1 protein-coding gene is annotated in these 830 nt (G+C 44.5%); it reads left to right on the top strand.

The window, feature by feature from the left end; translation table 11 throughout:
• Positions 1–830, top strand: an 830-nt coding sequence (locus GMD1S_RS08390; protein ID WP_000308224.1) for a M13 family metallopeptidase N-terminal domain-containing protein, incomplete at both ends; no start/stop codon positions are given.

Here is an 830-nt window from a genome sequence, read left to right as displayed (position 1 = left end):
CGAACAGGTGGCTTTATTGACCTTGATGAGGAAATTGAAGAGTTAATGCTGGCAACTACGGACAAGTGGTTGGAAGGCGAAGATGTTCCAGAGGACGCTATCCTCGCAAATTTTGTTAAGTACCATCGTATGGTACGTGATTTTGATAAGAGGGATGCAGATGGAATCAAGCCTGTCCTTCCTCTGCTCAAGGAATACCAAGATTTGGAGAGCTTTGCAGATTTTACCAGCAAACTGGCAGAGTTTGAACTAGCAGGTAAACCAAACTTCCTTCCATTTGGAGTATCACCAGACTTTATGGATGCCAGAACCAATGTTCTCTGGGCAAGTGCACCAGGAACTATCTTGCCAGATACAACCTACTATGCTGAAGACCATCCTCAACGTGAGGAGCTCTTGACGCTTTGGAAGGAAAGTAGCGCAAATCTTCTCAAAGCCTATGATTTTTCAGATGAGGAAATCGAAGACTTACTAGAGAAGAGATTGGAATTGGACCGTCGTATCGCAGCAGTGGTTCTTTCAAACGAAGAAAGTTCAGAATATGCCAAACTCTACCATCCATACGCTTATGAAGATTTCAAGAAATTTGCCCCTGCCCTACCTTTGGATGATTTCTTCCAAGCAGTTCTTGGACAAACTCCAGATAAGGTTATCGTAGATGAGGAACGTTTCTGGCAAGCAGCAGACCAATTTTATAGTGAAGAAGCGTGGCCTTTGCTTAAGGCAACCTTGATTTTGGCTGTGGTCAATCTTTCAACCAGCTATCTCACAGACGAGATTCGTGTCCTATCAGGTGCCTATGGACGTGCCCTTTCAGGTGTTCCAGAAGC

It is taken from the genome of Streptococcus sp. GMD1S, from assembly GCF_000296875.1.
Classification (GTDB): domain Bacteria; phylum Bacillota; class Bacilli; order Lactobacillales; family Streptococcaceae; genus Streptococcus.
This window is presented reverse-complemented; position numbering and strand designations above follow the sequence as displayed.